At 60.9% G+C, this 7013-nt stretch carries 5 protein-coding genes; 4 read left to right on the plus strand and 1 reads right to left on the minus strand.

Annotation, left to right across the window (positions count from 1 at the left end; translation table 11 throughout):
* Positions 1-97: 97 nt before the first annotated feature.
* The gene (locus NZK35_RS31985) at positions 98-3472 is read left to right on the plus strand and encodes a PVC-type heme-binding CxxCH protein (RefSeq protein WP_259636600.1); all 3375 of its coding nucleotides are present in this window, start codon (positions 98-100) and stop codon (positions 3470-3472) included.
* A gap of 52 nt (positions 3473-3524) precedes the next feature.
* Positions 3525-4652 (plus strand): c-type cytochrome, encoded by a 1128-nt coding sequence (locus NZK35_RS31990; protein ID WP_259636601.1) that lies wholly within the window; start codon positions 3525-3527, stop codon positions 4650-4652.
* Here the strand turns inward: NZK35_RS31990 and NZK35_RS31995 are convergent, their stop codons facing one another.
* Positions 4653-5609, minus strand: coding sequence for a cytochrome c (locus tag NZK35_RS31995; RefSeq protein ID WP_259636602.1), 957 nt, complete (start codon positions 5607-5609; stop codon positions 4653-4655).
* 279 nt (positions 5610-5888) lie between these two features.
* Between NZK35_RS31995 and NZK35_RS32000 the strand changes: the two genes are divergently transcribed.
* Complete coding sequence (locus tag NZK35_RS32000; protein ID WP_259636603.1) at positions 5889-6245, plus strand: hypothetical protein; 357 nt, start codon at positions 5889-5891, stop codon at positions 6243-6245.
* Between the two features lie 277 nt (positions 6246-6522).
* Complete coding sequence (locus NZK35_RS32005) at positions 6523-6918, plus strand: DUF4430 domain-containing protein (protein ID WP_259636604.1); 396 nt, start codon at positions 6523-6525, stop codon at positions 6916-6918.
* Positions 6919-7013: the final 95 nt, after the last annotated feature.

Here is a 7013-nt window from a genome sequence, read left to right on the forward strand (position 1 = left end):
GCTAGACTAGGGCGGTTGCGGTGCCGTTAATGCGGTGCCGTCGGCTCGCTCCCTTCTGCCCGCTTCCCGCCCCGCCTGCCTCGTGAGGCTTTTCGAAATGATGCGTCGACATCGATCTTGGCTCGTTAACGTCCTGGCACCCTTGACGTTTTGCGTTTCCCTGGGCTTGGCCGCCGCACCGGTAACAGCCGCGGACTCGGAGACCAAACAGATCCTGATGGTCGCGGGCCCGCCGTCGCACCGATTCGGCGCTCATGAACACTTTGCGGGGCTGCGGATCCTGCAAGACGCGATCCAACAGAGCAGCGACACCGCCCGGGTCACGCTCGTTCGCGGCTGGCCGTCGGATGAACAAATCGCCGCCGCTGACACGATCGTCATCTACTGCGACGGCGGCGGGCGGCACGTCGCGATGAACCATCGAGACCAACTGCGTCAACGTCTCGGCGAAGGAACGGGGTTGGTGTGCTTGCACTACGCGGTCGAGATGCTTCCGGGTGAATCCGGCAAAGACTGGGAGGAGCTTCTCGGCGGCCACTTCGAAATCAACTACAGCGTCAACCCGCATTGGGTGGCGGAATTCAAGTCGCTGCCCGACCACCCGATCACACGCGGCGTCGAGCCGTTCGCAACCGACGACGAGTGGTACTTCCACCTGCGTTTTACCGAACTCGGGAAAGTCACACCGATCCTGTCCGCGGTCGCACCCGATCACACCATGAAACGGCCTGACGGGCCACACCATGGCAATCCGCACGTTCGCAAGAGTGTTGCCGCGGGCGAACCCCAAACGGTCGCCTGGGCATACGATCGCCCCGACGGCGGCCGGTCCTTTGGCTTCACCGGCGGACACTACCACTGGAACTGGGGCAACGACGATGTGCGACGCTTGGTGACCAACGCCATCCTTTGGACCGCGGGTGAAACCATCGGTCCGGAGGGATGCTCGTTGGGGGAAAAACCGATCGGGATCAAACGTCTGCTGGAAGATCAAGACTACGAGCGGCCCGAAGATTTTGATGAAGAGGAAACCGCCAAGCGGTTTCATTTGACGGCGGAAAAAAAAAAGGCGACTGAATCCGCCGAACCGATCTTCCTTTCCGACACGCTGACCAGTGAAACGAAACGCCATCGCGTCGAAATCGATGCTTCAATCGATGGCGTTTCGGACTTGTTTTTGATCGTCGACGACGGCGGTGATGGATTCGCATGCGATTGGGTCGACTGGGTTGACCCGACGCTGCACGGCCCCGCGGGATCGCTGTCACTGATCGACTTGGGATGGCACTCCGCAACGACTGGTTGGGGCAGTGTCCGCAAGGATTCCAACTGCAGCGGAAACCCCTGGTCGGTCGACGGCCAAGTGATCGGAAAACATGCCATCGGGACCCACGCCAACAGCGTCATCCACTTCAAGGTCCCGGAAGGATACACGCGGCTGACGGTGACCGGAGCACTGGACACCGGGGGGACCCGTCAAAACGGCGGCACCAGCACGAGCGTCCGTTTGGCCGTCTACGCGGGCGCCGCACCGGCGTCCTTGGGCAGCGCCCCGGACAACTCCAGTGATGGCGACCAGCGCGACCCGGCCAACGCGATCAAGGGAATCACGATCGCCGAAGGTCTGGAAGCCACCCTGGCGGCCAGCGAGCCGCTGCTCCGCAGTCTGACCAACCTGGATATCGATTCGCGCGGACGCGTTTGGGTCTGTGACGTGATGAATTATCGACGCAATCAAGGCGCACGCCCCGAGGGCGATCGAATCATGATCCTGGAAGACACCGACGGGGATGGAGTCATGGATGAGGCGAAAACGTTTTATCAAGGCCGCGAGATCGATTCGGCGATGGGCATCTGCGTGCTCGAAAACGCGACCGGCACCGACGTCATCGTCACCGCATCGCCCAACGTCTGGCGTTTCGTCGACACCGATGGCGATGACGTGCCGGACAGCAAGACCGCGATGTTCACCGGCGTCGGCAATCCCCAACACGACCATTCGGGCCATTCGTTCCTGTTCGGGCCCGACGGAAAACTCTACTGGAACTTTGGCAACACCGGCGAGCAAGTCAAAGACCCCCAGGGCGAAACGGTCATCGACATTCACGGTCGCCCCGTCATCGACAACGGAGCACCGTTGTACGGCGGCATGCCGTTTCGATGCGATCTGGACGGTTCCCATTTCGAAGTCCTGGCGCACAACTTTCGCAACAACTGGGAAACCACCGTCGATTCGTTCGGCACGCTCTGGCAAAGTGACAACGACGACGACGGCAACCGCGGCACACGAATTAACTTTGTGATCGAACACGGCAACTACGGCTATCGAGATGAAATCACCGGCGGCGGCTGGCGCGAGGAACGGATCAATCAAGAAGACGAAATCATGCACCGCCACTGGCACCTGAACGATCCCGGTGTCGTCCCCAACATGCTGCAAACCGGTGCCGGTTCGCCCAGCGGTATCTGCTTTTACGAAGGCCGGTTGTTGCCGCAGCGGTTTTGGGACCAAATCATCCACTGCGACCCCGGCCCCAACATGGTCCGCGCCTACCCCGCCAAACCCGATGGCGCCGGATACACCGCGACGATCGAACCGCTGATGACGGGAACCACCGACCGCTGGTTCCGACCGGCCGATGTCTGCACCGCACCGGACGGTTCGCTGTTTGTGACCGATTGGTACGATCCCGGCGTGGGAGGACACAACCAAGGCGACTCGGATCGCGGACGGCTGTTTCGACTTGCACCTCCCGGGTCCGCTTACTCGATCCCGACATTTGACTTCACCACCGCCGGCGGTGCAGTCGAAGCGCTGCGAAACCCGAACTTGGCCGTCCGCTCGCGAGCCTGGAGAACGCTGCACGCGATGGGCCGCGACGCCGAACCAGAGTTACTGGAGCTATACGCCGATCCCAATCCGCGGCTGCGAGCCCGCGCGCTGTGGTTGCTCGGCAAGATCGACGGGCGTGGAGAGCACTATGTGGCCAAGGCACTGGCCGATTCCAACCCTGACATTCGCATCACGGCGATCCGTTTGGCCAAGCAGCTGACCGACCAACCGTCTCAGTGGCTGGCCGACGTGGCCGACGATGAATCGCCGGCGGTGCGACGCGAGTTGGCCGTCGCGCTCCGCTACGACACCAGCGACGCCATGCCGACGCTGTGGGCCAAACTGGCAACGGCCTACGACGGCCAGGACCGCTGGTACCTGGAAGCCCTCGGGATCGGGAGCGACGTCCGCCCCGAAGCCTGTTTTGAAGCCTACCTGGATGCCGTCAACGGTCGGTGGGATACGGCGGCCGGCCGTGACCTCGTTTGGAGAATCCGCGCTCCCAAAGCGGCAGACGCCATGGTCTCGTTGATCGCCGATCCGGACCGACCGCTGCGTGAAACGGATCGATACTTTCGCAGTCTCGAATTCCATGATTCGGACGTTCGAAGCGCCGCTCTGAAACGGCTGCTCCCCTGAACGCCTTGGCTTTGTTGATCCCCATTTCCATCCACCACTTTGCCCACCCCCGATGAAACCCTACGCGTTGATTCTGACCGTCGCTTTTCTGTTCCTCATCACCGCGGTCGCCAATTCGCATGCCGCCGACGATGCCGCGCAGGCTCGTCGAGACGCCATCGTCGTGCGCGCGATCGAACGGATCGATGGCTACGACTACCGCTCCCATCCCGCGGTCGTGGAGGCCGTCATGCGACAGATCCGACGCAGCGAGGGCACGCCGGAATTTATGAAACTGGTCAAACGTTTCAAACCCGATGGCATTGAATCGCAGCTGACGGTGGCGTTGGTCGGCGACGACCGATCGACGGCGGTGGAATCGGCGGAGTTGTTGTTGGAACTCGATGCCGGACGAAGAGAAATTCGCAACTTGCTTGCTTCATCCGATCAGGCCCGCGGCGTGATCGAAACGCTCGGGTTACTCGGCAACGGACGCGCCAACCATTTTCTGTCCGAGATCGCGACCGATGCCGAGCGTCCCTACGATCAGCGCCGTGCGGCCGTCGCCGGGTTGGCGCGAACCAAGGACGGTGAAAAACGGTTGATCGATTTGGCAACTCAAAAAACGCTGGTCGGCGACACCTTCCTGATTGCCGGCGCGTTGTTGGCGCGCAGCAAGGATGGCGGCATTCGGAAAGCCGCCGCCAACGTGTTGCCGCAACCGGCCCAAAAAGATTCCCAGCCGTTACCCCCGATCGATGAACTGGCCAAGATGACCGGGGATGTCGCCGCTGGCGAGAAACTGTTTCGCGGCGCAGGGACCTGTGCCAACTGTCACATCGTCAACGACGATGGAAAGGACGTCGGTCCGAATCTGTCAGAGATCGGAACCAAGCTTTCGCGCGAAGCGATGTTGACGGCCGTTTTGGCGCCGAGCGCGGGCATCAGCCACAACTATGAAAACTTCAGCGTGTTGACCGAAGAAGGCCAAGTGATCACGGGACTAAAGATTTCGCAGACCGCCGATGAAGTGGTGATCCGGACCGCCGATGCGATCAATCGCACGATTCCATCCGAAGACATCGTGACGATCAAGAAAAGCGACAAGTCCATCATGCCGGAGAACCTGCACCACATCACCGGCCGGCAAGGCTTGATCGACATCGTGGAATACATGATGACGCTGAAGAAGAAAGGCTGATCACCGGTATTGGCCGTGACAATCGTCACAGGACTGAGTGACCGCGCCGACGGCTCTGCCGATCGCATCGTAATCATCCAGCTCCAACCCTCGTGTCACTCCCTGCGCGGCTTTGGTCATCGCTTCACTGAATGCCGCGTAGTCGGCGTCGTCCGAGTCGTCCATGCCTTCCTTGACCAGGATTCGGCCCAAGATCGCCAGCAACTCGGCCGGGCGTCGAACATCGTTGGGTTCCGCTTTGACATCCTCGGCGTTGCTGGTCGCGTTGCGCAGTTGCTCCTTGAGCAACTCGGCGTATTCCATCAACGGGGCGCGGTCGGCGATCGAAGCCCAATCGTTGGTTTCGGCGGCCTTTCCGCCGCGCAGTCCGGTGCCCGACAGCAGGTCTTGCAAATCGTCCTTTCGCGCCCGCGCTTCGTTGAACACCTGGTTCGTTCCCGCGTTGCAGTTGAACGCCGTCCGACCCAGCAAGTCGCGGGCGACCGCCGCATCTTCCTTCCAGCGAACATCGCCGTCGTACTCGCTGATGATCGCAAACAAACTGCTCATCACCATCAGGTCCAAACGAGCCTCCTCATAGCCTCCGCTCTTGAACGGTCCGGGCTGAGTGACGACGGAGTCGTAGTGCAATTTCACCCGCTTGATCTCGTCTTCAATCGAGATCGGGGAGATCAACTTGTCCCAGGAGCCGGCCTTTGCCCCGCCCCCGCCTTCGGGTGAATCCAAAACCACACTCGAAGCCCGGGCATTTTTCTTTCGCAACGCTTGCAACGTCGGTCGCTGTCCGCGAATCGCATCGCCGACCGAATCAAAGAAAACACCTTTGGTCGCGTCGGCAGAAAACTTTGGCGCCGGGGCACGTTTTTCTTCGCCCAATGCAATGTACGAATGGGCAGAAAAGAGCACCGAACCACCCACCAAGACGGCAACGGGTAAAGTGCGATTTCGGGTCTTCATCACGTGACTCAGCGGGTGCAATGGCAGGATAGATTCCGTCAGTTTAATTCAGTTTAGCACCACAAAGAATCCAGTGCCGAGCGGCCGATAAAGGAAAGGGGCAGCCGGCACCCGAGCGGGGGTTTGCGGGCTGCCAAGCTGTTCTGGTTGAATCCGCCAAGAAGACGAGGCGAAAGACGAATTCGCTCGCGCCCCGAATTGTTTCGGAACCCGCCTGGGTCCTCGGGGTTTGTAATGAGTGTGAAGGGAATCGCATCTTCAACGAGGGGAAAAGATTAGATGAAACAAGACGATCAAGAACGAATCACCTGCCGATGCCCGCGCGGACACAAGTTGCGCGGCGGCACGAATCTGATCGGCGAAACGGTGCGTTGCCCGCGTTGCAGCGAGAAATTCGTGTTCGGCTACCAAGTGCGTCAGGATGTAACGGACACGGCCGTAGTGCGGATCCTCGGCGACGCCCCCGCGGCGCCCGCCCCGGCGGTCGAGCGTGAACCCAAGCTGCGTCCCTGTTCACGCTGTGGCGTTGCCATCAGCGCCGCCGCCAGCGTCTGCAAACACTGCAATTGCTACGTCGGCATCCTGCCCGATTTCCTCAACAAACTTTCCGGCGGCAGCTCGATCCATACGAACTGACGTGACACCCCAGCGGGAAGCGTTACGGCCTGTCGATTGATTCGGGATCCGCTGAGTCAGTGGTGAGCCGCTGGCCGTAAGGCCTCGGGCGGGCGCCAGAATGCCCGGCCGCTTACGCGTCACGGCTCACTCAATCAACAGGCCGGTCAGCGAGCGGCACGGCGTACCTCACGCCGCGATCACGCGGCACTGGCGAACGCGGCCTGCTGACATATGCTAAAGTCAGCCCCAGTCGGTCACGGGTTTCCCTGGCATCTGAAAAAGCGAGTTAGTCGTCGTGCGATCCTGTTTCATTCCTTCGATCTGCCTGTTGATCGGACTGGTCGCTGTCGGTTGCGGCCAAACGCCACCACCACCGGCCGCCGATGCGGCTGTCGGCGTGGTGACCATCGAAATCCAATCCGAGGATGCGGCGACGCAGTCGATTCAGGTCCCCGACGTCGCCGACGGAACGACGCTGGAGACGGTGATGCGGATGGTGGAGCGAGTGCCGGTGAGCGTTTCCGGTAGCGGCTCGACCGCGTTTGTCGATTCCATCGGCGACGTCAAAACCGATGCCAGTCAAGGCTGGACCTTCAAAGTCGACGGAGCATTCGCCAATCAAGGCATCGGCCAGACCGTGCTGCATCCGCCGACGACCGTCACCTGGTCCTACGGTACGTTCGAAGATTGAGCGAACAAGGGATTCAGCGCACGTTGGTGTCTAGCCTTTAGGCGATTCTCGGTCGCTGCGGAGCAGCGAGACGATGCGGCTAAAGCCCAATACCG

Origin of the sequence: Stieleria sedimenti (genome assembly GCF_025060895.1) — a bacterium.
Taxonomy (GTDB): domain Bacteria; phylum Planctomycetota; class Planctomycetia; order Pirellulales; family Pirellulaceae; genus Stieleria; species Stieleria sedimenti.